The 26,484-nt window shown below is 42.2% G+C and carries 25 protein-coding genes; 8 read left to right on the top strand and 17 right to left on the bottom strand.

Translation table 11 applies throughout. The features are described 5' to 3' along the window. Positions 1 to 77 precede the first annotated feature (77 nt). From LCD34_RS06825 to modB, 4 genes are all read left to right on the top strand, one after another. The gene (locus tag LCD34_RS06825) at positions 78 to 569 is read left to right on the top strand and encodes a metal-dependent hydrolase (RefSeq protein ID WP_025207969.1); all 492 of its coding nucleotides are present in this window, start codon (positions 78 to 80) and stop codon (positions 567 to 569) included. Positions 570 to 692: 123 nt separating this feature from the next. After that, on the top strand, positions 693 to 2,543 hold the full coding sequence (locus LCD34_RS06830) for an LTA synthase family protein (protein WP_224558705.1): 1,851 nt from the start codon (positions 693 to 695) through the stop codon (positions 2,541 to 2,543). A 115-nt stretch (positions 2,544 to 2,658) separates the two neighbouring features. Then, positions 2,659 to 3,435, top strand: coding sequence for a molybdate ABC transporter substrate-binding protein (modA, locus tag LCD34_RS06835; protein ID WP_224558706.1), 777 nt, complete (start codon positions 2,659 to 2,661; stop codon positions 3,433 to 3,435). Then, on the top strand, positions 3,435 to 4,100 hold the full coding sequence (gene modB, locus LCD34_RS06840) for a molybdate ABC transporter permease subunit (RefSeq protein ID WP_216895180.1): 666 nt from the start codon (positions 3,435 to 3,437) through the stop codon (positions 4,098 to 4,100). Before modA ends, modB begins: the two co-directional genes overlap by 1 nt. Before the next feature lie 181 nt (positions 4,101 to 4,281). Here modB and LCD34_RS06845 read toward each other — a convergent pair whose 3' ends face one another. The 7 genes from LCD34_RS06845 to LCD34_RS06875 form a co-directional block, all read right to left on the bottom strand. Beyond that, the gene (locus LCD34_RS06845; RefSeq protein ID WP_008347122.1) at positions 4,282 to 5,127 is read right to left on the bottom strand and encodes an aldo/keto reductase; all 846 of its coding nucleotides are present in this window, start codon (positions 5,125 to 5,127) and stop codon (positions 4,282 to 4,284) included. Between the two features lie 68 nt (positions 5,128 to 5,195). Then, the gene (locus LCD34_RS06850) at positions 5,196 to 6,065 is read right to left on the bottom strand and encodes an ROK family protein (protein WP_076821115.1); all 870 of its coding nucleotides are present in this window, start codon (positions 6,063 to 6,065) and stop codon (positions 5,196 to 5,198) included. 63 nt (positions 6,066 to 6,128) lie between these two features. Beyond that, complete coding sequence (locus LCD34_RS06855; RefSeq protein ID WP_224558707.1) at positions 6,129 to 8,144, bottom strand: Na+/H+ antiporter; 2,016 nt, start codon at positions 8,142 to 8,144, stop codon at positions 6,129 to 6,131. A gap of 322 nt (positions 8,145 to 8,466) precedes the next feature. After that, positions 8,467 to 9,078: a trimeric intracellular cation channel family protein gene (locus LCD34_RS06860; RefSeq protein ID WP_041507768.1), complete on the bottom strand. Its 612-nt coding sequence runs from the start codon at positions 9,076 to 9,078 to the stop codon at positions 8,467 to 8,469. Between the two features lie 345 nt (positions 9,079 to 9,423). Then, positions 9,424 to 9,837, bottom strand: coding sequence for a disulfide oxidoreductase (locus LCD34_RS06865; protein WP_007500241.1), 414 nt, complete (start codon positions 9,835 to 9,837; stop codon positions 9,424 to 9,426). After that, entirely contained in the window at positions 9,834 to 10,520 is a 687-nt protein-coding gene (locus LCD34_RS06870; protein WP_017359241.1) for a DsbA family protein, read from the bottom strand. Before LCD34_RS06870 ends, LCD34_RS06865 begins: the two co-directional genes overlap by 4 nt. Before the next feature lie 146 nt (positions 10,521 to 10,666). Further along, a complete protein-coding gene (locus LCD34_RS06875; RefSeq protein ID WP_060781415.1) occupies positions 10,667 to 12,766 on the bottom strand; it encodes a heavy metal translocating P-type ATPase in 2,100 nt (699 codons plus the stop codon). Between the two features lie 422 nt (positions 12,767 to 13,188). Here LCD34_RS06875 and LCD34_RS06880 point away from each other — a divergent pair, with 422 nt between their 5' ends. From LCD34_RS06880 to LCD34_RS06890, 3 genes are read left to right on the top strand one after another with little or no spacing between them, the layout of a single operon-like run. Further along, positions 13,189 to 13,932 (top strand): metal ABC transporter ATP-binding protein, encoded by a 744-nt coding sequence (locus LCD34_RS06880; protein WP_035701622.1) that lies wholly within the window; start codon positions 13,189 to 13,191, stop codon positions 13,930 to 13,932. Then, complete coding sequence (locus tag LCD34_RS06885; RefSeq protein WP_007500236.1) at positions 13,932 to 14,804, top strand: metal ABC transporter permease; 873 nt, start codon at positions 13,932 to 13,934, stop codon at positions 14,802 to 14,804. The genes LCD34_RS06880 and LCD34_RS06885 overlap by 1 nt, the downstream gene beginning before the upstream one ends. A gap of 13 nt (positions 14,805 to 14,817) precedes the next feature. Further along, on the top strand, positions 14,818 to 15,756 hold the full coding sequence (locus tag LCD34_RS06890) for a metal ABC transporter substrate-binding protein (RefSeq protein ID WP_025207974.1): 939 nt from the start codon (positions 14,818 to 14,820) through the stop codon (positions 15,754 to 15,756). Positions 15,757 to 15,794: 38 nt separating this feature from the next. On the opposite strand, the gene LCD34_RS06895 is transcribed toward LCD34_RS06890, so the two are convergent. Then, entirely contained in the window at positions 15,795 to 16,343 is a 549-nt protein-coding gene (locus tag LCD34_RS06895; RefSeq protein WP_025207975.1) for a hypothetical protein, read from the bottom strand. Positions 16,344 to 16,431: 88 nt separating this feature from the next. On the opposite strand from LCD34_RS06895, the gene LCD34_RS06900 reads away from it, so the two are divergent. Further along, the gene (locus LCD34_RS06900; protein ID WP_050826611.1) at positions 16,432 to 17,040 is read left to right on the top strand and encodes a TetR/AcrR family transcriptional regulator; all 609 of its coding nucleotides are present in this window, start codon (positions 16,432 to 16,434) and stop codon (positions 17,038 to 17,040) included. A gap of 14 nt (positions 17,041 to 17,054) precedes the next feature. On the opposite strand, the gene LCD34_RS06905 is transcribed toward LCD34_RS06900, so the two are convergent. From LCD34_RS06905 to LCD34_RS06945, 9 genes are all read right to left on the bottom strand, one after another. Next, positions 17,055 to 17,990, bottom strand: coding sequence for a response regulator (locus LCD34_RS06905; protein ID WP_224558708.1), 936 nt, complete (start codon positions 17,988 to 17,990; stop codon positions 17,055 to 17,057). Further along, positions 17,987 to 19,303: a sensor histidine kinase gene (locus LCD34_RS06910; protein WP_224558709.1), complete on the bottom strand. Its 1,317-nt coding sequence runs from the start codon at positions 19,301 to 19,303 to the stop codon at positions 17,987 to 17,989. The genes LCD34_RS06905 and LCD34_RS06910 overlap by 4 nt, the downstream gene beginning before the upstream one ends. Before the next feature lie 117 nt (positions 19,304 to 19,420). Continuing rightward, positions 19,421 to 20,866 (bottom strand): aspartate ammonia-lyase, encoded by a 1,446-nt coding sequence (gene aspA / locus LCD34_RS06915; protein ID WP_007500224.1) that lies wholly within the window; start codon positions 20,864 to 20,866, stop codon positions 19,421 to 19,423. Positions 20,867 to 20,882: 16 nt separating this feature from the next. Then, positions 20,883 to 22,160 carry a cation:dicarboxylate symporter family transporter gene (locus tag LCD34_RS06920; protein WP_007500222.1) on the bottom strand — a complete coding sequence of 426 codons (1,278 nt, stop codon included), beginning with the start codon at positions 22,158 to 22,160 and terminating at the stop codon, positions 20,883 to 20,885. A 439-nt stretch (positions 22,161 to 22,599) separates the two neighbouring features. Then, positions 22,600 to 22,797 (bottom strand): hypothetical protein, encoded by a 198-nt coding sequence (locus LCD34_RS06925; RefSeq protein WP_035701394.1) that lies wholly within the window; start codon positions 22,795 to 22,797, stop codon positions 22,600 to 22,602. Continuing rightward, complete coding sequence (locus LCD34_RS06930; RefSeq protein WP_224558710.1) at positions 22,794 to 25,229, bottom strand: heavy metal translocating P-type ATPase; 2,436 nt, start codon at positions 25,227 to 25,229, stop codon at positions 22,794 to 22,796. Before LCD34_RS06930 ends, LCD34_RS06925 begins: the two co-directional genes overlap by 4 nt. 84 nt (positions 25,230 to 25,313) lie before the next feature. After that, on the bottom strand, positions 25,314 to 25,520 hold the full coding sequence (copZ, locus tag LCD34_RS06935; protein WP_008347645.1) for a copper chaperone CopZ: 207 nt from the start codon (positions 25,518 to 25,520) through the stop codon (positions 25,314 to 25,316). An 83-nt stretch (positions 25,521 to 25,603) separates the two neighbouring features. After that, a complete protein-coding gene (locus tag LCD34_RS06940; protein WP_008347647.1) occupies positions 25,604 to 25,909 on the bottom strand; it encodes a metal-sensing transcriptional repressor in 306 nt (101 codons plus the stop codon). A gap of 97 nt (positions 25,910 to 26,006) precedes the next feature. Continuing rightward, complete coding sequence (locus LCD34_RS06945; RefSeq protein ID WP_046527449.1) at positions 26,007 to 26,462, bottom strand: DUF6376 family protein; 456 nt, start codon at positions 26,460 to 26,462, stop codon at positions 26,007 to 26,009. Between the last annotated feature and the right edge of the window lie 22 nt (positions 26,463 to 26,484).

Genomic DNA, 26,484 nt, shown 5'->3' on the forward strand with positions numbered 1-26,484 from the left:
AGAAATAAGCCTTGCTGAATGGATTCACCCTTGATATAGTGAGTACTTGAACAAAAAACAGAACAGGAGTACGCATCATGACAGGAAAAACACATATTATGGGCGGAATTGCCGCCTCCACAGCCGTCGCCTATTATTACGGATTCGAACCAGTGACGATGGCTGCTGCTGGATCAGTAGGTGCCCTCATCCCAGATCTATGTCATACGAAAAGCAAAATCGGCAGGAAATTCCCGCTCCTTTCCACACTGATCAGTAGTGTGTTCGGGCACCGCACCTTTACACATAGTTTATTATTTCTGCTGATCATTTATTTTATTGCGACAACATACATTCCAAATGACAGCCTCAGTACCGGGTTACTAGTTGGGATGGCAAGCCACCTCATCCTTGATGCAGGCACAGTGAACGGTATTAAACTTTTGTTCCCTGCAACCATGAAAGTACGTCTCCCCTTTTATGTCAAAACAGGCAGCACAGGAGAACAAGTCGTACTAGCTGCTCTGACCATTGTCACCTGCTATTACATGGCTGTCATTTGCGGAATATCCATCCCTTTGCCGTTTTAGAAAAAGAAAAAAGAGTTTTGCAAAAAAGCAGGATATGAATTGATCATTCCTCATTTTTTTAGTAGTTTTAAGATAAGTGTTTTTGCCTTGCAGCTGAATACAGAATGGTGAGGAGTTACATAAATGAAAGCGTTTTTCAAAAATCACTGGTTTTTAGTGTACTCCATCCTCTTTATGTGGATGAAAACATACATCATTTATCAATTCGGATTTCATATACGAACGGCCAATCTGTTTCACGAATGGCTGCTTTTGATCAATCCACTTAGCTTTTTGCTCCCTTTGTTTGGGATTGCTCTTTTCTTAAATGAAACGAAACAAAAGGTCTTTTTATTGACCACAAATTTTATTTTGACAGCCATTTTGATATCCAATACGATCTTTTACGGTTTTTATATTGATTTCATTACCATTCCTGTCTTATTTCAAGCAAAGAACATGGGAGATATGGGTAGCAGTATGACTGAATTGTTTCATCCGCTATTTATACTCATGCTGATTGATTTTGTAGTGCTGGCATGGCTCTTAAAACGAAAACCGCTATCACCAAAAGCGTCTTTTAAGACGATCAAAACATACTATGTGGTTTGCTGCAGCTTGCTATTGTTCCATGTCAGCTCATCTTTGATGGACCACCCTCGATTTTTGACAAGCTCATATGATCGAGAAGTCATTGTACGAAACCTTGGGCTGTTTCAATTCCATTTGTACGACGGTGCCGCTCAAACAGCACGAATTGGACAAAAAGCCTTTGCTGACGAAGATACACTTTCAACAGTGGCAAACTACACAAAAGCTGATTACAGTGCTCCAAATGAAGACTACTTTGGACTTGCTAAAGGCAAAAATGTCGTGTTCATTTCACTTGAATCAACGCAGCAATTTGTCATGAATCAAAAGGTGAATGGACAATATATCACACCATTTTTAAATCAACTTGCCAAAAAAAGCTTCTATTTTGATGAATTTTATCAGCAGACAGAGCAAGGCAAAACGTCGGACTCAGAGTTTATCGTCGCAAACTCCCTCTATCCATCTAGCAGTGGCGCTGTCTTTTTCACAGCGAGTGACAACGAATATGACACACTGTACAAGCAATTGAAAAAAGAGAATTATCAATCCGTCCAATTTCATGCGAATAATAAAACGTTCTGGAATCGTGATGTGATGTATGAATCTCTTGGGATTGACCGCTTTTATGATGTCGATTCATTTGATGTCAATGAACAGAATTCGACTGGCTGGGGCTTAAAGGATATCGACTTTTTTGACCAATCCATTGATTATTTAAAAAAGCTGAAGGCGCCTTATTACAGCACGTTTATTACCTTAACCAATCACTTCCCATTTGAAATTGATCCAAAGGATCAGTTCATTGATGAATACGATTCGACTAGCACCATTTTAAACCGCTATGTGACCACCGTCCGCTATCAAGATGAAGCCATCAAAAGGTTCTTTGAACGAATGAAAGAAGAAGGACTATATGAAAATACAATGTTTGTCCTGATGGGAGACCACTATGGCATTTCAGAAGCACATCATGAGGCAATGGCAGAGCTGCTGAAGCAGGATGAAATCACACCGTTTGATGCGGTTAAACTGCAGCGGGTCCCTTTTTTGATTTATATTCCTGGGGTGACAGACGAGGCCCCTCAAACCATTTCTGAAACAGCCGGTCAAATGGATGTCAAACCGACACTTCTTCATTTACTCGGCATTGAATCAAAAGATGCCATTCAATTTGGAAATGACCTTTTCTCCAATGAGCGGACACCGTTCGCTGTGCTGAGAAATGGAAACTTTATTACAGATGATTATCTTTATACAAAGAACACGTGCTATGATCAAAAAACAAAACAACCTGTTGAAGAAGATGAAGTATGCCAGCCCTATATAGAAAAAGCCAATAAAGAGCTATCTCTATCAGATAAAGTGATCAACGGGAACTTACTACGTTTTTATCAGCATTAAAAGCTGCCCTCTGGCGGCTTTTTCTTTTCTCTTTTCCTGAAAGCCTATGAATGGTCAAATAAGTTTGATTATAATAAAGGATACACATGATGTTGAATGATAAAGAGGTGTGATCATGAAATATTTATTCTTAACCTTCGTCGCCATCTGTTTGCTCCTGACTGGATGTCAAACGGAGTCGACGTCACCAGATCAAAGCAAAAAGACAGAACTTGTGATTTCAGCGGCGGCAAGCCTGCAGGATGCTTTGAAAGAGATTGAATCTGCCTATGAAGATGATCATCCAAGCGTGACACTCACGAATAATTTCGGATCATCCGGCGCATTGAAACAGCAAATCGCTCAAGGAGCAAAAGCGGATCTCTTCTTCTCAGCAGCTGAAGAGCCTTTTGATGATCTTGTTCAATCTGGCGACATCGATCAGGACCATACAAAGGATGCCATACAAAATGAGCTTGTCCTCATCGTGCCAAAAGATGGTTCCTCTTCTATCAAAACCTTTCGCGATGTTGATCACATAAAAGGAAAGTTAGCGCTTGGCACACCTGAATCTGTTCCTGCTGGTACATATGCAAAAGAGATTTTCACAAAACTGAATATATGGGACCAAGTGAAACAGAACGCTGTCTATGGCAAGGATGTTCGTCAAGTATTAAACTATGTCGAAACAGGAAATGTGGAAGCTGGTGTCGTGTATAAGACGGATGCGCTCGTTTCTCGCAAAGTAAAGATAGTAGATGAGGCAAATCAAGACATGCATTCCCCCATCATTTATCCTGTTGGCATTGTAAAACAGACCGATCACATGAAAGAGGCGAAAGCATTTTTTCAATATCTCCAATCAGATCCAGCCGCAGCGATTTTTAAAAAGTACGGCTTTCAAGTGAAATAATGCCGATGCTGACCGAAGATTTTCTTTCACCTATCTGGCTGTCCGTACAAGTGGCTGCTTTCAGCGGATTATTGGCTGTCGTTTTAGGAACGTCCATTGGTTTTTGGATGGCGCGTACATCTTTCAAAGGGAAAATGATCGTGGAAACGCTCCTCATGATGCCGCTTGTCCTTCCGCCAACGGTCGTAGGATTTCTGCTGCTCGTTGCGTTCGGGAAGAACAGTGTGATTGGACAAGCGATTGAATGGATCTTCCATCAGCCTGTCATCTTCACTTATTGGGCAGCAGTCATTGCATCGACAGTTGTCGCATTCCCGCTCATGTATCAATCAGCGAAAGCTGGTTTTTCTACGATTGAGTCAGACATTGAAGGTGCTGCAAAAGTTGATGGTGCGCATTCTTTCCAGGTCTTTGCCTATATTACCGTCCCACTCGCACTGCCATCTCTTCTCTCTGGTGCGGTTCTAAGTTTTGCAAGGGCGTTAGGAGAATTTGGAGCGACTTTAATGTTCGCTGGCAACATTCCTGGGAAAACGCAAACCCTCCCAACAGCCATCTATGTGGCGATTGATTCTGGACGAATGGAACTTGCATGGGCTTGGACCATTTGTATTGTGATCCTGTCTTTCCTCATGCTGTTGGCTGTGCGCCGAAGCATGAATTAAAAAATCCCCTTCTCAAAGAGAGAAAGGGGATTCAGATTGTTGACAAAGGGCTAAAATGAACTTGATTTTAGCCCTTTGTCTTCTTTTCAGCGTGATAGAAAACCTTTGCTAGTCTAGGAAGCACCAGTACTCACTGACAAAATATGCGAGGGTTTGTCTACACGCAAAGGGGATTTTATATTTATTCAAACCCAACCGTCATCGTTTCTGGATTAGACCCGACACGTTCGTTATTATTAAGTGCATTGATTTTTTCCATGTCTTCTTGTGAAAGCTCGAAGTCAAAAATGTCGGCATTTTGTTTAATGCGATCTTCATTGATTGATTTTGGAATAGTGACAACGCCGCTTTGCAGATCCCAACGCAAGATCACTTGAGCCACAGATTTGTTGTATTGTGCTGCAATTTCCTTTAATACGTCATGATCCAAAAGCTTTCCTTGCATCAGCGGAGACCATGCTTCAATTTGAATGCCTTTTTCTTTCGCATATTGTCGTAATTCGACAAGTGTCAGTTTTGGATGAAACTCTACTTGGTTCACCGCTGGAACAACCTCTGCATCTTTTAACAGCTCTTCTAAATGCTGCACGTAGAAGTTGCTGACACCAATCGCTCTTACTTTTCCATCTTTATAAAGCTTCTCAAGCGCACGCCATGTCTCTTTAAATGTATCTGCATTTGGTCCAGGCCAATGAATCAAATAGAGGTCTAAGTAATCAAGACCGAGCCGGTTTAAGCTTGCATCGAATGCAGCGAGTGCTTTGTCATATCCTTGATCTGTGTTCCATACTTTTGACGTAATGAACAATTCTTCTCTTTTGACGCCAGATTCTTTAATGGCTTTCCCTACGCCTGTCTCGTTTTTATAAACGGCAGCCGTATCAATGCTGCGATAACCGTTTCGTATGGCTGCTTTGACGGCATCAACCACTTGGTTGCCGTCCTCCACTTTGAATACACCTAAACCAAACCATGGCATTTCTACTCCGTTATTTAGTGTTACGGTATCATTCAAGCTTTTGACCATGTTAACAACCACCTTTTCATAGATTCCATCTTTTTCATTATCTCATGTTGCGTTTGAAAACTCTATTATCAGGCGTTTCTCTTCGCTTCAATCGCTAACAGCAAAGCACCTGTCATACCTGCCTTGTCCTCAAGTCCAGGAGAGACAATGTATGTATCAAGCGGCGGCATGTCGACATAATCATTGACATACGCAGCCAGCTTCTCTCGAATGAGCGGAAATAGCTGTTTTTGCTTCATGACGCCTCCACCCATTATAATGCGTTCTGGGCTTAATATCAGCGTGTATTGCATTAATGCCTGTGCTAAATAATCTGCTTCAAGAGACCAAACTGCTTCTTCTTCGGTAAGCTCTTTAGCCGGCTTTCCCCACCTTGCCTCAATAGCTGGACCTGCCGCCAGTCCTTCTAAGCAAGTACCATGCGCTGGGCAGACACCTGCGAACTGATCTGATTCATGCTGCCTGACCAGGATGTGTCCCATTTCTGGATGTGAGTGACCGTGGAGAAGTTCATTTTTCACAACAGCCCCGGCACCAATCCCCGTACCGACCGTGATATACAGACAGCTGCTTAGCCCTTTGGCGGCCCCTTTTGTCAGTTCACCTAATGCTGCGGCATTGACATCTGTCGTAAAGGACACCGGTACGCCTAATTGTTTCTCCAGCTCAGGTATCAACGGGTAATGCTTCCATTCCACTTTCGGCGTATTCATGATGTAACCGTAAGAAGGATCGTCTTTCTGAACACAAATCGGTCCAAAGGAACCGACCCCTAATGCTGCTATTTCATGTTGCTGAAAAAATGGAATAAGTGATTGGATGGTTTTTTCCGGGTGCTCTGTTGGAATGGTCAATTCCTCTATGATATCACCATGTTCATTGCCAATGGCACAACAGAACTTTGTTCCCCCAGCTTCAATCGCTCCGTAATATGTCATCCTGGCTCTCCCCCTGCTCGTCTCTTTTTTTCATCATAAAACATAGGGGAGAAGATGACAACATCATGTATTGGTCAGTAAGACTGCTTCCATGTCGTTGATATATTCTCTTAAATGATGGGCAATATCACGATTGATTTCGCCATTTTCATATAAAGTTTGGATTTCATTACGAATCGTCTGTACGGCTTGGAAGTTAAGCTCTTTCTTCTTCCGGTCAAACGTACGATCCTTTTGCTGGAAGAAAGAAGGACCATGTTCACAGCGGAATATCACTTGATTGTAAAACCCAATGACTTGATGACACGTTTGTTGATTGTCTTCGGTCATATGGTGCTTAATAGAATCCACCGCAGCTTCAGCCGTTTTCTTACGGATTTGTTTATACGATTCCTCGTTTTCTAATATGCCGCTTGAAATACGCTGATGCGGACGCCATAGTTGAAGCCATTGTAGTAAGCGCAGAAACTTCACTTTTGAGAAACGAATTTTAAAGGAGTTGGAATAGAGCATTTCCAGCTCATGAAATCTCTCTTGCAGCTCATATGCTTCTTCTTTGTCGATTTTCTCTTCCTCAATCAACTGCTGAAGTTTCATCTGTTCTGCTTTAATGCCGTGCAGTCTGATTTTTCTCTCTTGTTTTCTCATCCCAAACTGGTACGGTTCCCGCTGAATATTTCGTAGCTTCATTCGGTAATCATTGATGAGTGCAAGGGAGACTTCTCGATTGTCTTCATTCATTCCTTCTTTTAGGGTTTTAATGGCACTTCTCAGCAGCTTCCGTTTTGCGTGCTGAATCTTTGTATCTAAGTCCACATCCACTTGCTTATCTTTTTTCTCCGATAAAATAGGCAGCAAGACACTCGCTAAAATGAGTGTACATAAAATGACGCCTGCTGCGAGGAAAATAATTAAATGGCGCTCAGGAAAAGGTGATCCGTCTGCAAGCGTAAATGGGATGGAGAAAGCACCTGCTAATGTAACAGCACCACGAACACCAGAGAATGTCATCAGCATAGAAGCACGCAGCTTCGGTTTTTTCGCGCTCTTCTTTTTCGATACACTCCAGTTTCCTGCCCAGAACAGCCATACCCATAGGAATCTGAGAATCATCAGACAGAATGTAATGATTAAAATGTAACTGATGACCTGCATATTATTAAAGGCTTCATCTTGGAAAATGACAGTCGATACATCAGGAATTTGTAACCCAAGTAAAACGAAAACAAGGCCATTTAAAATAAATAAAATAATATTCCAAGTGTTTGAAGAAGCAATTTGCAGTTTTGCTAAATTCGCTTCCATTCGGTCTTGCTCGATGGCATGTGTCACACCACCGGCAACAACGGCTAAAATGCCGGATACGCCAATTTCTTCCGCTGCTAAATAAATCACAAACGGCGTGAGGATTTGCAGGATGATGTGCATTGTGACATCGTCCATGCCTAAACGGCGGAGAAAATAGCGGAAACGAATGATAAAAAACGACAGAATAAATCCGGTCAATAATCCGCCAGCAGCAATAAGAACAAAACTAAAGGATGCCTCTGCAATGGAAAATGCCCCTGTAACCGTTGCAGCAATAGCAAATTTAAAGGCAACAAGTCCTGACGCATCGTTCATCAGGCCTTCGCCTTCCAGCAGTCTCATGATCCCCTTCGGCATATTCACACGGCTGGAAAGGGCACTTACAGCAACGACATCTGTCGGTGATAAAATCGCTGCAAGCGCAAATGCAGCTGGAAGTGGTATGCTTGGAATCATCCAATGGATGGTATATCCTGCGACAATAACTGTCGCAAATACGAGCCCTAAAGCTAATAGAAGAATGGGTGCTCTTAATTTCCACAGCTCGTCCCTTGGGGTACGCTTCCCATCATTAAATAACAGCGGTGCAATGAATAAAACGAAGAATAGCTCAGGATTTAAAGAAATATGTAAACCTGAAGGAAAAGCTGCGACCAATATCCCTAAACCCACTTGGATTAATGGAACTGGAATAAAGGGCAGAAAACGATTGATAATATTAGATGATGCAATGAGTGCTAGTAGTACGAGCACTGCCAAAAATATCTCCACTAGTACATGTCCCTCCCATTTCATTTTTTCCGTCATGTTTTGCTTACATGCAAAGATGTGTTCATTTCTTTCTGATCCATCCGTTCGGTCATGAGCGTTTCTTTAGTATCCCGCAAAAAGCGAAACCAACACATAACAATCCATCTAGGCAAAAAAAGACTGAATCTACATATTCAGTCAAATGACAACATTTTCATCTCATGTATTGTTCCAATGATGAATAAAGAACCTACTTTTATTTTACACGAAAACAGCTTGACCTGCTGACATCAAGCTCGAATAACACATAAAAAAAAGAGCGACCCATCGCCCTCTTTTCGTTTTACCCTTTATTTAAAAAATAAGACCTAGCGGGAAGCCGCCATTTGAATAAGTAGGAACAAACCCTGCATATAACGAGGATGACAAACAGCAGATATAAAGCAAACTCTCCTTGCGCTAAGCCGAGTCCCACGAGTAAGCCTCCAAGGGCTGCCCATACTGCGTAAATCTCTGCTTTTAGCACAAGTGGCTTTCGTCCTGCTAATAAATCACGCACAATGCCGCCGCCGCTTCCAGTCAAAATGGCTGCCACAATGACCGCACTGAGCGGGAGCTCTCTTTGTACAGCAAATAATGCACCTTGAATCGCAAACGCTGCTAAACCGATCGCATCCGAGAAATTCCCCCACGTGCTCCAGTGCTTGAGCAAAAGCTTTGGAAATAGAAACACGATCGTAATGGATACAAGGGCAATGGTAAACATTTTGCCCTGCGACCATAAAGCAGACACCGGAAGACCAATTAATAGATTCCGAATCGCTCCACCGCCAAATGCTGTGACAATCCCTAAAATGTACACACCAAGAATATCGTACTCTTCTTCCATTGCGACAATCGCACCACTAATGGCGAATGCCACAATGCCAATAATACTTAACACTTCCCATGCCATTTTCCGCTTATCTCCTTACCATTGTCTGATCATCTAACACTCTCCCCTTAATGTATATCTGACACAAATGAAAAGCAATACAAATTTTCTTTAAATTTTACCTTTTTGCAAAAATAAAAAATAGCCTGCTTAAAAGCAGGCTCAGATTGTTGACAAAGGGCTAAAATGAACTTGATTTTAGCCCTTTGTCTTCTTTTCAGCGTGATAGAAAACCTTTGCAGTCTAGGAAGAACGAGTACTGGCGCGGAGCGAATTTGACATTCGTGAGCACCAGCACGCAGGACTGACAAAGAATGCGAGGGTTTGTCTACACGCTGATAGCCTGCTTAAAAGCAGGCTATCTCCTCAATCTTCTTTTGCATTTAAAAGCAGCATACTAATGATGATCAGAATAAATGCAATGAGAGCTAAGAGTGGAATGGTGATAAAACCAAACCAGTTCAGATAATCAACGGAACAAGGAATACCGCTTAGACAAGGACGAATCGATGCAAAGCCTGGAATCTTTTGTTCCATATAATGATAGATGGAAAAGCAAGCACCAATCCCGGCCAAAGGGAGAACGTAGTACTTCACTTTGACATCGCCACGGAATGTAGCAATTCCAAGTAAAAGCACAAGCGGATACATGAAAATGCGCTGAAACCAGCACATATCACATGGAATAAACTTCTTTACTTCACTTAAATACAGGCTGCTCATCGTTGCCACAATCGAGACGATCCAAGCGCTGTATAAGTAAATCAGTTTATTCTTCATGATTTTTTCCCTTTCAGCTCTTGATCAATTAATTCTTTGATTTCATCATAGTCATAAAAGTTTTGGACTTGTTTATTGTTAATGAAAATAGTTGGTGTTGCATTTACTTTGTATTGATTCACCAGCTGATCATCTGTGTTCAACTGTGGCTGATATGTTTTCTTTGATAGGTTATCTTTCAGCTTGTCCGTATCAATTTTCGTTGTCTTCTTCGCCAATTCGGTGAGCTTTGCTGGCGTTACCCATTCTGCTTCACTATCTGGTTGTGCGTTGTAGACCGCTTCATGAAATGCCCAGAAGTTTTTCGGATCTTCTTTCCACACTTCTTCAGAAGCCAGTGCTGCTAATACCGCACCGTCCCCATGAACAGGCAGTGGTAAGTTAATAAATGAGAAGGATACATCGCCATTATCTATGTAGTCTGCTTTCAATTTTGGGAAAATGTCTGTCTCAAATGATTTACATGATGGACATTTGTAGTCCCCAAACTCGACAACTTGCACTTTTGCCTTTTGATCTCCCATGACAGGCTGTCCTTTAATAGACGGCTTACTGTCGACTGTTTGTGCTTCTTGGCTGTTGTTGTTACCGATCACAACGAAAATACCGATGAGAAGAGCTGCAATGATGGTTAATATAACTGCAAACTTGATGGATGAAGATTGATTATTTTTTTTACTCACAAAAGCACCTACCTTATCTTTTTCATTCATTCCTTCACAAAGAAAAAGGATAACAGCTCAAGAAAATGCCATTATCCAACTTCTTCTATTTTAACAAGAGGGGGTCTATTATGAAAGACGCTATTCATGAATTTTTCCTTACAATTTTATTTCATGACCCTCATCGCATTTAAAACAGCCAGAACAGTAACACCAACATCCGAGAAGACGGCTTCCCACATCGTTGCAATACCGAATGCACCAAGTATGAGGAAGACGGCCTTCACCCCAAGAGCAAACGCAATATTCTGCCATACGATGGCTCTCGTTCTTTTAGCGACAGCAATAGCTTCCGCTACCTTCGATGGCTGATCTGTCATAATCACAATATCAGCCGCTTCAACTGCTGCATCTGAACCAAGTCCACCCATGGCAATACCTATATCCGCTCTTGCCAAAACCGGCGTATCGTTTATGCCGTCACCAACAAACAATAATTTGTCTTGAGATGCTTTTTTCTCATACATGTCTTCGATTTTGGCGACTTTATCCTGTGGCAATAATTCAGTGTGAACTTCGTCAATGCCGATTTGCTGTGCGACTGCATTTCCTACTTGCGCAGCATCCCCTGTAAGCATCACGGTTTGAATGCCCGCAGCTTTTAGAGAAGATATCGCTTCAACTGCATCGTCTTTTACTTCATCTGCAATCAAGATCGATCCCGCAAACTCACCGTCTATTGCTAAATACACAACCGTTCCGCTTCGTTTTTCTTTTTCAAAAGCAATGCCCTCTCGTTCCATCAGGCGATGGTTACCTGCCAATACATGAGCTCCGCGAATTGTCGCTTTGATCCCATGACCCGCAATATCCTCGTAAGATTCGATCTGGCTCTCATCAAGAGACGCCCCGTAAGCCGCCTTAATCGATTCCGCAATCGGATGCGAAGAATGCGCTTCTGCCAGTGCCGCAAAAGAAAGCAATTCCTCTTCTGACCATTTCTCATTCGCTGCTTCGATATGAGTGACTGTAAAGTTCCCTTTTGTCAAAGTACCTGTTTTATCAAACACCGCATAGCGCACAGAGTTCAAGGCTTCTAAGTAGTTACTGCCTTTCACTAAAATACCTCGTTTTGATGCGGCACCAATCCCGCCAAAGAAACCTAATGGAATGGATACAACGAGAGCACATGGACACGAAATGACAAGGAAGACAAGTGCCCGGTACACCCAATCAGACAATTGAGCTGATGGGATGAGAAGCGGTGGTACAAAGGCTAGCAATAAAGCTAGCACGACCACAGCAGGTGTATAATATTTAGCGAACTTTGTGATAAAGTTTTCTGTCTGCGCTTTACGGCTGCTTGCATTTTCGACTAAATCCAAAATCTTCGTAACCGCTGACTCACTGAGCTCTTTTTGCACTTCAATTTCAAGAATGCCGTTTTGGTTCACAAATCCAGCAAGCACTTCTTTTCCTGCTTCCACATCTCTTGGAACAGACTCCCCAGTTAGTGCAGAGGTATCCACAAGAGAATAACCGTCTATCACGCGTCCATCTAAAGGAATTTTTTCACCTGGTTTGACGACAATACGGTCACCCGCTTTGACTTCTTCCGGCTTTACCTTTTTTGTTTCTTGCCCCTTTTTGAGGTTTGCGTATTCTGGACGGATATTCATTAATTCGCTAATTGATTTTCTAGAGCGATTCACAGCTGCCCCTTGGAACAGTTCTCCAATTTGGTAAAACAGCATGACTGCCAGTGCCTCAGGATACTGCTGAATCACAAAAGCACCAACTGTGGCTATGGTCATTAAGAAGTTCTCATCAAATACTTGACCGCGCACAATATTTTTCAGTGCTTTCAAGACAACATCTCCGCCAACTAGTAAATACGCGGCGAAAAACATGATGAACTTCAGTAAGCCATTGTCAGGTATAAAATAAGCCGCTGTTCCAATGACTGCACCACCAATTAATTTCAGTACAATCGTTTTTAAATTCTTTGTTCCATGATCGTGATCGTGGTGATGTCCTTCTTCTTTTGGTGATACACTCACATGAGGTTCAATGGACTGAACGGTTTTTTCAATACGCTTTGACATCGTTTCTTGTGCATCAGCATGTGTCACAGTTAATGTACCCGTCGCAAAATTAATTGAGCAGGCTTCAACCCCTTCGAGTTTGCTGACGCCTGTTTCAATTTTACGTGCACAGTTTCCACAATCGAGACCGCTTAATACGTATTCATCCTTCATCTTTTTCATGTTCTCACCTTTTTCTATATAAGTAGCCTTCCCTGATTCAATTAAACCTATCAGCTGCTGTAGATATTATATATGAGCACATATTCATATATTGAATTACCCTTATTATATGAGGAGTTCTTACAAACTGTCAATCATTTATAAGCAAATGTTTGAGATTTTTCGTATTCAAGGATGTCACGTGAATTTTCAATAATCCATGCTCATGTCCCCTCTTCGTTGCATAACATAAAAACGATCGCTTGATGGGAATATTCAGCATTTCTCTTTACAAAAGAAGGACATACGATTAGAATAAGATAAAAGTTTCCTCAAGGAAACAAATTAGCGTTAGAGAATCATTTCATCCTTTAGTCAAAATTATTAAATGTATGCATATATTTTTAGGAAACGCAATTGATGATCGAAAGGGGCCGCAAGAGATGTCAAATGCTTTAACAATCGACCGCCTGTATGTCTCATACCACGGACAGGATGCACTAGAAAACGTCTCTCTTTCCATACAGGAAGGAACGATGACTGGAATCATTGGTCCAAATGGTGCTGGTAAATCGACTTTATTGAAAGCTTGTTTAGATTTAATTGAAAAGGATCAAGGGGACATTCGTTTTTTTGAACAACCTTTTAAACAAGTGAGAAAACAGATCGCCTATGTACCGCAAAGAAATGATCTAGACTGGACGTTTCCTATCCATGTGCTAGATACCGTACTGCTTGGCACATACCCAAAGCTCGGATTGATCAAACGACCGAAAAAAGAAGACCGTGCCTATGCGTACCATTGCTTAGAAAAGGTTGGGATGCAGGACTTTGCCAAAAGACAGATTGGGGAATTATCCGGCGGTCAGCAGCAGCGTGTCTTCCTTGCGCGAGCACTCGCTCAAAACGCACAGCTCTTTTGTTTAGATGAACCATTTGTCGGAATTGATATGGCAAGTGAAGAAACGATGATCCGCATTTTGAAGGAATTACGAGATGAAGGAAAAACCATTCTGGTCGTCCACCATGATTTAAGTAAGGCCGATGATTACTTCAGCCATCTCGTTCTTCTAAATAAGAAGCTGGTCAAAGCAGGGCCTGTACATGATATTCTTCGTCCTGAGGTCATGCTCCAAGCATACGAAACACAGCTGCCATTTTTAAAATCAGCAGGAGGAGACGCGTAATGGAATTCTTAACCGGACTTTTTGAATATGCATTTTTACAAAAAGCGTTATTTACATCCGTTATGGTAGGGATCATCTGCGGCGTCATCGGCTGCTTCATCATTTTACGGGGAATGGCTTTGATGGGAGATGCGATTTCACACGCTGTACTTCCAGGTGTCGCCATCTCTTATATGCTCGGCATTAACTTTTTCTTTGGTGCGGTTCTAACTGGTGTACTGACAGCCATCGGCATCGGATATGTCAGTCAAAACAGCCGCATTAAAAATGATTCTGCCATCGGGATCGTATTCACTGCTTTTTTTTCCATTGGGATCATTTTGATTACATTTTTGAAAAGTTCCAGCGATTTATATCATATCTTGTTTGGAAACGTACTAGCCGTTCGTTCATCTGATATGTGGATCACGCTTGGCATCGGCATTTTCATTTTGCTGGCTGTCATCGTTTTCTACAAAGAACTGCTCATTAGTTCATTTGATCCAGTGATTTCTTCGGTTTACGGTTTACCGAATCGCATGATCCATTATTTCCTCATGACCTTATTGACCTTAGTGACCGTGGCGTCCCTGCAAACTGTAGGTATTATTCTTGTTGTTGCAATGCTTATTACACCAGCTGCCACCGCTTATTTACTGACAGACCGGCTATGGATCATGATTTATTTATCTGCTTTTTTTGGAGCAGTTTCAGCCGTCGTAGGACTTGGGCTCAGCTTTACGTATAACTTGTCGTCTGGTGCTTCCATTGTGCTGGTCGCGACCATATTATTCGGCAGTGCCTTTATCTTTTCACCGAAACAAGGGATATTGTGGAGATCCTTAAAATCGAAGCGAAAACGAACACAGTTAAAAAAGGAAGCGTCTATGTAAAAGGAGGACATATATGAAGAAGGTATTAGCAATCCGTTTGACCGCAGTATGTATTGCCCTTTTGGTCATCGCAGGCTGTTCTACTCAGCAAAAAAGTTCCGGAAAAGATGACGGTACATTAAAAGTTGTCACGACCTACTCCATTCTTTATGACATTGTGAAGGAAGTAGGCGGACAGCATGTCTCTATTCACAGCATTGTTCCCATTGGTACAGACCCACATGAATTTGACCCACTGCCAAAGGATGTTCAGTATACGACGGATGCAGACCTTGTTCTATCTAATGGCTTGAACCTTGAAACAGGGAATGGCTGGTTTCAAAAACTGCTTGAATCGAGCGGCAAGGACGGGGATGATGCACCTGTAGCCGAGTTAAGTAAAGGCGTCAAAGTGAAGCATTTGTCTTCAAAAGGGCTTGAAAGCCAGCAGGACCCACACGCATGGCTGAATGTCGAGAATGGGATTCTTTATGCGCAAAATGCCAGAGATGCGCTCATTCAAGCAGATCCTGAGCATAAAGAGGATTACGAGAAAAATGCTGAAACCTATATCAAAAAACTTCAAACGCTTCACGATGAAGCAAAAGACAAGTTTGATCAACTCCCAAAAGACAAAAAACTCCTTGTCACAAGCGAAGGGGCATTCAAATATTTTGCGGATGCGTATGGACTGAAAGCCGGCTACATTTGGGAGATCAACACAGAAAGTGAAGGAACTCCTGGACAAATGAAGCGCATCATTCATTTTGTTAAAGACCATCAAGTTCCTGCCCTTTTTCTTGAAACAAGTGTAGATAAGCGCAGCCTTGAAAGCCTATCTGAGGAAACCGGAGTTCCGATTAAGGGGAAAGTATTTACGGACTCTATTGGCAAAGAAGGTGAAGATGGGGACAGCTACTATAAGATGATGAAATGGAATATTGACACCATTTACAAAGGATTGTCCTCATAGCAAAAAGACAGGTGGAATGAGTCCGCCTGTCTTTTTTGTCAACCTGCTATATTTTCCGGGTGTTTTTTCGGCCAAATGACGTAGCTGATGCTAATGATGAAATCAATGGTTAAGACCATCCCCCACACACTGACAAGCTGCATCAGAGATTCCGTTCGTTCTGGTGCTTGGATGAGATAGGTCAATCCATATAACAGCCCCGCTCCGATGACATAAGAGATGAAATGACGCGTCCAGCCCACCATCTCATACAAAGACCGCTCCTTCCCGTACTTTGGTTTTCCCTTCGGCTTAGGGCCTCCTGCAAAACGATAAGCAAACTTAGCATCCGCCCATTTCACCATTTGATGTCCAAAGGCAAGGCTCACACCAATATAAACAGCCGCAAGCCCGTGAATGACGTTCGCCACAGCCCCTTGCTTTAAATCTATATAAGTAGCCGCAAGAAGGATGAGATCTAAAACCGGCGTACAGACAAGAAAGAAAGCACCCCATTTTTTCTGTTTAAACACATAACGCAGTGTTAAGCCCATAAGAATAAACAGCCAAAAACCAATTTCACATGCCACAATCAATAAACCGACCAATTTCCCCACATCCTTTTTAACACGATTGTATTAAATAAAAAATAACACAACTGTGTTAAAAAAACAATAGCTGTGCTAAAATCAAGGTATGCCAAAAATCGTCGATCACCATAAACAAAAACAAAAGGTCGCTCAAGCTGCTATGAGAGTGATTAAACAAGAGGGATTGGAAAGCGCTTCTGTACGAAAAATAGCCGTTGAAGCTGGCATTTCAGCCGGCTCTATGCGTCATTATTTTTCCACACAGCAAGAATTATTTCTATTCTCCATGAATTTAATTCAGGAAAGAGTGAAGGAGCGAATTGCTAAGCTTCCATTAAACGGTTCAACAGAGGAAAATGTATTCACTTTATTGGAGCAGGTTCTTCCACTAGACGAAGAACGAATATTTGAAATGGAGGTGTGGCAGGCTTTTACAGTCAAGGCACTGACTGAACCAGATTTACAGCCGCTCAATGCAAAGATGTATGACGAGCTTTTTCAAACCGTTCAATTTTGCTTAATGAAATTGAAAGAGGATGAGCTACTGCTAGATCATCTCGATCTTTTATTAGAAACTGAGCGGCTTTATGCGGTCATCAATGGGCTTGCATTGAATGGAATCGTACAGCCCCATCGTTTACCGCCACAGCTCATGCGCTCCGTGCTACAGATGCATCTTCAATCCATCACAAAAAAAGACATGCTCTCCTTATAGAGAGCATGTCTTATTTAATCTTCCATGAAAATACGTTTCGCCTCGTAATAGAGCACCTGTACAAATTTCTTCACATTGATACGTGTGTGCTCTTCTCTTCCACTTTTCTCTTTTGTGAGTTCACTCATTTTCTTACGCACAATGGTAAAATCGAAAAATTTTGATGCATAGTTTTCAAAGGTTGGGTGAGAAAAATCGGTTAACCCGAGCGAGGCGATGTGTTTCAATGATTGGTTGATCGCACGTCTTACCCGCTGTTCCGCTGCTTTTGCTTCTCTTGCGATGTCTGCTGATGTAAAAGGTTCGTTTAATTTATCCTCTGTGATGCCAGTGAAAATTACTTTTAATGAAGGAAAAGAGTCGTGCTGATCGGCATGTAACGCTAAATACTGATCTGTGAAAAGAATCATATCTAGTAAATCCTTAGACCCTTTTTCGCCGACAATCCCAAGCTCCGCCAGCAAAAACTGACCTGCCTCTGCAAGACTTTTCCCACGCTGCTTCGTTTTCGTGGTCTGTCCGCGCTGCTGGAACTGCATGACCGATTTGAGCGAATGCTGAATATTTTCAATTGAGTGCTCTAAATGCAGACGTTCAATCATGAGGTGGAGCACACTTAAGACCTCTACCCGATTGATCGGCTTTGTCACATAATACTCGACACCGAGCGTATATGCCTGGCCGATGAGTTCCTTTGTTTCTACCTGTGACAGCATTAAATATTTCCCATGAAATTCATCCTTGATCGCTCGAATCGTCTCAAGCCCGTCCCTTTCCGGCATCAGAAGATCAATACACAAGATATCAATGTGCAAATCATTTAAATAGCTCGCTGTTACTTCAGCACCATCCTCTGCTTCCCCTGCCACAATGCCAAGCTCTTCATCTTCAATGAGCTGTGTGAGTGAAGAACGAACGGCTTCATCATCATCAACAATAAAAAATCTCATCTCCCATTCCCCTCTTTTCTGCTGACTTGATCAATTGGTATCGTTAAAGTGAACATCGTTTGTTGATTTGGGATACTCTTCATTTCAACACTTCCGCCAAGCTTCTCGGCTGTGTCTTTCACATAGGAAAGACCGATGCCGCTTGATGGGTTCCCGGCTTGGTCGTATTTTAAAGTGAAGCCCGGTTTAAAGATCACATGATGGTTACGCTCTTTAATGCCTGGCCCGTTGTCACTGATTTGAAAAATCACATCATTCTCTTTCCGCGAAATGGATAGTGATACCTCTCCATTTACTGGAATCGCTTCAACGGCATTGGATACAATGTTATTTAATAAAGATAGAATGGTATACACATGATAAGCAGGGTGTTGTCCTTCTTCATCATAATGAAAAACGATGTGTTTTTTAAGAGATTCCGTATAATTTTCATGGATACGAATCACAAGTCCAGCGATATGAGCAGGACTTGCATACTCCTGAAAGTTTTCCTCATGAATCAGTTTTGATAAGGCAGAAAAAATTCTCTGATTATCCTTTTTGATTTCGTGTACCTCACCTGCAATTTGCAAAGCTGTTTTTCCGAGTTTTTTTAAATCTAATGATTCCGTATCCTTTGCATGATGCAGTGATTGATACAATTGATAGGAAGTAGCTGTAATGTGCTCAGCATGTGCAAGGGTTTTATAAAAATATGTAGATTCCGTATAAAGATTTGACAGCAGCATCAGCAGGTGTTCCTTTTCCTTCTTCATTTGGCGCTCTCTCGCCTGTTCTTCGTATAATCGAATCATCGTATAACAAGCCAATACGAAAAAGCTTCTGAAAATCGCCAATACAAATAGTTGAAACAGCGTTCTCACTGTTAAAATTTCATCAATGGCTCCCCTGAGTGCAATCATTTCAACTACACTTGCGCATAGTTCCATGATGATCCCTGTCGCCCCAATCAGCCAAGGCTTATCACGCAAACGTCTGACCTGTAATACATAAAAAAGCGTACCATAGACGACGTAATACAGCAGGGAAGGAAATCTTAAAGAAACGGCCTCTTCCAGCGCTAAGTGGCCTGACACAGCAGTATCAAGAAGCACCCGGAATGCAAACACTGATCCCCCCGCAATGATGCCGCTTGCCCACGCCGGGAATTTTTTCATTTGAAGCAGGATAAAGAAAAAGACAACGGTTCCAAAGCTGACCCGAAAGCTATCCTCAAATGGATAAAATTTCAGCTCTCCCCCAATCGGAGTCAGAACAATGAGCATGATAATTAAATAAGGCTCTGTATTCAACCATTTTTTCAGTAGATTCAAACGCAGTCACATCCCTAATAATTGACGATAGTATACTATGTGCGCTTCAGAAAAACAAACAGTCCATGAAAAAACGCACACCGGATATTTGTCGGTGTGCGCTTCTCATGATGCCGCTTAATCTTCTAAACGATCCTTTTCTAAAAGTGATGCGCCAGCAATACCTGGTTTCGTCATTTCAAAAGGATTTAAGATGATATCAAGCTCTTCCTCTGATAACACATCATTTTGCAGACAAAGCTCACGTACAGATACGCCTGTAAGTATCGCTTCTCTCGCAATTCGTGCAGCAGCTTCATAACCAATGTGCGGGTTAACCGCCGTCATGACACCGGCACTCTTTTCTACATATTCTTTTAATCTCGATTCATCTGCTTTTAGGTCACGCAAGCAGTTATCGACAAAGGATTCAAATACATTTTTCATCATGCTGAGTGACTGTAGTAAATTGAATATTAAAACTGGTTCCATGACGTTCAGTTCAAGCTGACCAGCCTCTGATGCAAGGCAGATCGTGTGGTCATTTCCAATGACTTGGAATGCCACTTGGTTCATGACCTCAGGCATCACTGGGTTGACTTTCCCTGGCATGATAGATGAACCTGGCTGTCTTGGCGGCAAGTGCAACTCACCAAATCCTGCTCTAGGACCTGAAGCCATCAAACGAATATCGTTTGCCATTTTGGACATATTCATCATACATACTTTCAGTGCAGCTGATACTTCTGTATAAGCATCTGTATTTTGCGTAGCATCGACCAAATCTTCTGCTCCAACTAACGGCAATCCGCTAATGTCAGCTAGATAGCCAACTACCTGGCGAATATATTTAGGATCAGCATTCAGTCCTGTTCCAACTGCGGTTGCGCCCATATTGACTTCATATAAATGCTGTCTAGACTGCTTGATTCGTTTAATATCACGAGCAAGAACCTTTGCATATGCACTAAACTCTTGACCAAGTCTGATTGGAACAGCGTCCTGAAGATGCGTACGTCCCATTTTGATGACATGATCGAATTCTTGCGCTTTTTCTGTCATGACTTGATGCATGTTTTCCATCGTATAAAGTAGTTTTTCAATCATATTCAATGTTGAAATATGAATCGCTGTTGGGAAAACGTCGTTTGTTGACTGCGACATGTTCACATGCGTGTTTGGACTTAGCTCAGTATAAGCGCCTTTTTCCTTTCCTAGTAGTTCAAGCGCTCTGTTTGCAATGACTTCATTGGCATTCATATTCATTGAAGTGCCAGCCCCGCCTTGAATTGGATCGACAATAAATTGATTGTTCCATTTTCCTTCAATCACTTCATCTGCGGCTTGAACAATTTTTTCTCCAAGACCAGCATATAGTCGCTTTGTATCCATATTTGCAAGTGCGGCTGCCTTTTTGACAATCCCTAATGCTTTGATGAGTTCCTCATGAACATGGTAGCCAGTAATTGGAAAGTTCTCTACTGCACGTAATGTCTGAATTCCATAATACGCTTGAGTGTCTACTTCCTTTTCACCTAGAAAGTCTCGTTCGATACGAACTTGCTTGTCCTGTAGCTTCGTCATTTGAAAAGATCTCCTTTTACGCTGCTTTTGTTTGTTGTTTTAATTCCTCAATATACTTCTTCGATTTCTCTTGATCAAACACTTTTTCCCACTTAGACATGACAATGGCTGCAAGTGAGTTACCAAATACGTTAACAGTTGTACGAACCATGTCAAGGATACGGTCGATCCCAACGATGAAGGCAAGTCCTTCAAGTGGAAGTCCCATTGCTCCAAGTGTTGTGATGACAACAACGATCGATGCACCTGGTACACCAGCCATTCCTTTTGATGTGAGCATTAAGATTAATAGTAACGTAATTTGCTCATAGATGGAAAGAGGCATGCCGTACATTTGTGCAACAAATATGGCGGCAATGGATTGATAGATGGCACTTCCATCTAAGTTAAAGGTATAGCCTGTTGGGATAACGAACGACGTGATCGCTTTCGGGCAGCCGAACTTCTCCATTTTATCCATTAGTCTAGGCAGTACAGCTTCTGAACTTGCTGTTGAGAATGCAAGAATGATTTCTTCTTTTAACACTCTAAATAGTGTAAAGACGCTTGTTCCAGCTAATTTTGCGATAATGCCAAGTACGACAATCACGAAGAATGCCATTGTGCCGTATACGACAAGTACCAGTTTACCTAGCGGGAGAAGCGCTCCGACCCCGAATTTGATCACCGTCACACTGATGAGCGCGAATACACCAAATGGTGCAAACTTCATCACTTTATTGGTCACCCAGAACATCGCTTCGAGGATGCCCTCAAAAAATCCTAACACTGGTTTTCCTTTGTCTCCAACTGCTGCAATTCCTAATCCGAATAACACTGTAAAGAAGATTGTTGGTAATAGATCACCTTCTGCAATGGATTGGAACACGTTTGTTGGCACAAGATGCACAATCGTTTCAGAGAAACTAGCTTTTTCGGCAGAAGACTTAGATGTCTCTTCATATTTAGAGATATCGCCTTTCTCCATGTTGCTCATATCAATTCCTGTACCAGGATGGAAAACGTTTGCTGCAAGCAGTCCAACTGCTAATGCAATCGTTGTCACAATTTCGAAGTAAAGAATCGTTTTCCCACCGAGTCTTCCGATGGTTTTCATATCGCCTACACCTGCAACAGCTACAATCAATGCAGCAATAACAATTGGAAGAACGATCATTTTAATTAAGTGGATGAATATATCGCCAATTGGCGTTAACACATTAATAACGGTTTCATTTTGATAAAACAGCGCTCCTACGACAACACCCAAGACAAGTGCGATGAGTATTTGAGAAGCTAACCCTAACTTTTTCATACGTGGACCCCCTTTTTTTGATAACGCTTTCTTTGTTGCTTAATCGCATCTTAACGATGAACCTACAAAAAACGACAAAAAGGAACAAAAAGAAGTGAATTTTTTATGAAAAATCTTTTAAAAGGTGGGTTTTTCCACAAAATTGTTAAAAAAAGACTTCGCTTTTGGCGAAGTCTCAGATTATTGACAAAGGGCTAAAATGAACTTTATTTTAGCCCTTTGTCTTCTTTTCAGTGTGATAGAAAACCTTTGCAGTCTAGGAAGGACGAGCACCGGAGCAGAGCGAATTTGACATTCGTGAGCACCGGAGCGCAGGACTGACAAAGAATGCGAGGGTTTGTCTACACGCTGAGACTTCGCTTTTGGCGAAGTCTCAGGTTGTTGAGAAGAGCTAAAATGAACATTATTTTAGCTCTTTGTGATAGAAATCCATTGAAGTCTAGAAAGGACGAGCACCGAAGTGCAGGACTGACACCGAATGCGAGGACTTCGCTTCTGATGAAGTCTCATGTTGCATATGATCAGCTGGCGGCTCTTGAAGAGGGGAAAGTTCGACATAAATCGCATAACCTATCAGTACAAAGGCTACATAAATCACAGCACTCACCGTCCACACCCATTTGACATTCAGCTTCATTTTGCTACACCCTCTCTGACAGGTTTCAATCGCTGTAATCTTAGTGCGTTCAGCACAACCGATACAGAACTAAAGGCCATTGCCGCTCCTGCAAGCCATGGTGCCAGGAACCCAAATGCAGCGATCGGTATACCAATACAATTGTAAGCAAGCGCCCAAAATAGATTCTGTTTAATGTTTCTCATCGTTTTTCTGCTAAATTCAAGTGCATCTGCAATGGCATGGAGATCTCCTGTCATGAGCGTAATATCTGCCGCTTCCATGGCAACATCTGTACCTGTTCCGACGGCCATCCCGATATTTGCTGTTGCAAGGGCAGGGGCATCATTGATGCCGTCTCCAACCATCGCCACTTTTTTTCCTTGTTTCTGAAGCGCTGCAATATGAGCCGCTTTTTCCTCAGGAAGAACTTCAGCGATCACATGATCTATGCCTGCCTCACTCGCAATCGCTTCTGCTGTTCGTTTGTTATCTCCTGTCATCATCACGACGTGAATCCCTTGCTCTTTGAGACGAGCGACCGCTTGAGAAGAAGACGATTTGATCGTATCTGCAACGGCGACAATACCTGCTGGCTCGCGGTCAATGGCAATGAGCATCGCCGTTTTTCCTTGTTCTTCGAGCTCAGTCACAACTGCTTCTAGTGCTTCGCAGCTGATATGATGTTTCTTTAAGAGCTTCCGTGTGCCAATCAAAAGCTCATGTCCCGCAGCCCTTGCTTCAATTCCATGACCAGGATCTGCTTGAAAAGCTTCTACCTCGACCGCTTGGAGACCCCGGTTCTTCATGCCTTCTGTAATCGCTCTGGCAAGTGGATGCTCTGACTGCTGTTCTGCCGATCCTGCTAACTGAAGCAGCTTATCTTCTGTCCAATTGGCAGACGCAATCACATCTGTAAGACTCGGCTCCCCTTTTGTCACAGTCCCTGTTTTATCTAGCACTACTGTATCTAGTGATTGGGTTATCTCTAAATGCTCTCCGCCTTTAAACAAAATCCCTGATTCAGCTGCACGGCCGCTGCCTGCCATAATAGAGGTCGGTGTAGCAAGACCAAGCGCACAAGGACATGCGATGACGATGACCGCTATAAAGGTCTCAAGGGCTGCTGTCACATTTCCTGGATCAACAAAGATATACCAAATCAGAAAAGTGAGCACAGCCAATCCTACAACAATGGGGACAAATATCCCTGAAATTTGATCTGCCATTCTTTGAATTGGTGCTTTTGAGCCTTGCGCTTGTTCGACGACTCGAATGATTTGTGAAAGAGCCGTTTCTTTTCCTACTTTTGTTGCTTTCACTTTCACAAATCCATTTTTATTGATGGTTGCCCCGATGACTGTATCTCCTGTGGTTTTATCAACTGGCAGACTTTCACCTGTAATCATGGATTCGTCGATCGCTGTTGTTCCTTCGATGATTTCTCCGTCTACTGGAACTTTTTCACCCGGCTTGACGAACACAAGATCATTCACTTTCACTTCAGAAATAGGAACGGTCATTTCTTTCCCATCTCGCTCTATCACAGCTTCTTTCGCTTGTAAACCCATCAGTTTTTGAATAGCTTCTGATGATCTCCCTTTCGCTCTTGCTTCCATTAATTTTCCGAGCACAATTAGCGTAATGAGCACAGCACTCGTTTCATAATAGAGGGCCGCCTCATGTGTGCCTTGAACCGCTGACTGAATACTTTCATATAAACTATAGAAAAAAGCAGCTGATGTCCCTAATGCCACAAGGACATCCATATTGGCACTTTTATTTTTCAACGCTTTATAAGCACCTACATAAAAAGGCCAGCCGACAATGAACTGGACGGGCGCTGCTAATGCGAGCTGAACCCATGGATTCATAAACGCTTCTGGCAACCAAATAAACGATGTGAAAGAAAAATGACTGACCATTGCCCAAAGAAGAGGCAATGACAAAATCATCGAGAACAAAAAGCGTGCCGTTTGTTTCTCAATCGCTACTTGGCGATGGTCTTTTTTCCCTTCCTCTGCATGCTCTTCGGCTGATTCGATTAATGAATACCCAATGGATTTCACAGCCTCTTTTATGTCACTTGGAGATATTTGCCCAGGATGATACGTCACCTGAAGTGACTCAAGCGCAAAGTTCACTGATCCTTGATCAATACCGTCCATCCGGTTGACTTTTTTCTCAATTCGGTTTGCACAAGCCGCACATGTCATTCCCTCTATATCAAATTCGGCTTGCTCCATCACCACATCATAGCCAAGAGATTGAATTTTTTGTTTTAGATCCTCTGCTGTGAGTTGTTCTGTTTCATACACAATGTGGGATGTTTCAAGCGCTAAGTTCACACTGGCGTCGTCCACACCTTCCAACCTGTTCAAGCCCTTTTCAATGCGGCCTGCACAGGCGGCGCAAGTCATTCCCGTAATTTGAAAATCAATTTCTTTTTTCATTTATCTCACCTCTCCACATACTCCATGGGGGTATTGTTATTTTTTAAAAAATACGTGCTGTCTTATGCAGCACGTATGCTCATTTTATACGACATCATATCCCTGTTCTTCAATGACATCAGAGATCTGGTGTAACGTGATTTGATCTGAGTGAAAGGAAACCTCCACCTGACCCTTATCTAAATGGACTTTCACAGATTCAACACCTGCTAATTCTCCTACATTTCCTTCGACTGCTTTCACACAATGTCCGCAAGACATGCCTTGAACTTGTAGTGTTGCTTGTTCCACTTCTCATCGCCTCCATCAATCATTTTCTATTTTTACTATACCCTAGTAGGGTATCATTGTAAACATAAATGATCCGCTGTTTGCTACGATTTTGTCAGCTTCGTGAAGACATTCATTAACTCCTCAATGGCTTCATCCCCATTACCACTCTTAATGGCATCTGCTACGCAATGATGTGTATGCTTTTCCATTAATTGAAGACTCACTTTTTTTAAAGCTGCATTGACAGCAGAAATTTGATTCACGACATCTATACAGTAACGATCGTTTTCAATCATTTGCTGAATCCCTCGCACTTGACCTTCCACTCGTTTTAAGCGGTTGATTAATTGCTCTTTTTCCTTCTCGGCTCTAGGCGAAGCGATATGTCTTTCTTCTTGTTCTGTCATCTGATCACCTTTTTTCTATCATACTTGTCTTACATTCAATTAAAGCATATCTTCACCTGAAAAGGCAAAGATATGCTGAGATCACCGTTTGTTTATCCTAGTTTGTCAACTGTTCAATATCTTGCAAAAGGTTGACGGATTGCTGAAGCTGCTTCATGAGGCCTTGCTGATCCTCTAAAATAGCTGCAGCATCGAAGTTGTCCATTTTCAATTGCTGTAAATAGGTTTGAATCTCCTCTGACAGTACTTTATTTTTCTCCATGATTTGTGCGTGCAGGTCTTTTGCTATTGATGGGGCTGTGAGTTCATTAAATTCTTGAATGTCTGCTTTCAATGATTCAAGCTGCTGCGTCAAATCTGCTCTTTTGGCAGCATCTTGTACAGCTTCTTCCGCAAGCTGTGGAAAATCCTCTGTGAACTGCTGAATATCCATCACATACTCATTTGCTTCTGTGACATATGTCGTTGTATCGTTCACTTGGTCTAGCAGTCCTGAACATCCACTTAACAAAAACGTACCGGTAAATAGAAACGCCATCACATGTTGTTTCAAGATCCATCATCCTTTCATCTGC

Source organism: Bacillus sp. RAR_M1_44, assembly GCF_020165935.1.
Lineage (GTDB): Bacteria > Bacillota > Bacilli > Bacillales > Bacillaceae > Bacillus > Bacillus altitudinis.